We start from the raw sequence: 210 nt of genomic DNA, 5'->3' as shown, positions 1-210 counted from the left end.
ATCCCGACGGCCCGGCTGCACAGCCAGGTGGAGGAGCACCTCGCCGCGATTCGTGCCGCGGGGGAGAGCGATGTACCGGCGGGCAGTGGGCGGGACATCTGTCAGCGATGGATGCGCGGGCAGTGGCTGGTGCGGTCGCTCGACGAGGTCGGCAACGAGGTCTACACGCTGACCTCGCACGCCCAGCAGGCCCTTGAGTTGGTGAAGTCC

1 protein-coding gene is annotated in these 210 nt (G+C 69.0%); it reads left to right on the top strand.

All coding sequences use genetic code 11. The features are described 5' to 3' along the window. The coding region (locus ACOADB_RS19400; RefSeq protein WP_378602194.1) for a DUF3375 family protein at nt 1–210 on the top strand (210 nt) is incomplete at both ends.

Source organism: Nocardioides sp. CPCC 206348, assembly GCF_048654705.1.
Classification (GTDB): Bacteria; Actinomycetota; Actinomycetes; order Propionibacteriales; family Nocardioidaceae; genus Nocardioides.
The sequence above is the reverse complement of the archived record's forward strand: the minus strand, read 5'-3'. Positions and strand labels throughout refer to the sequence as shown.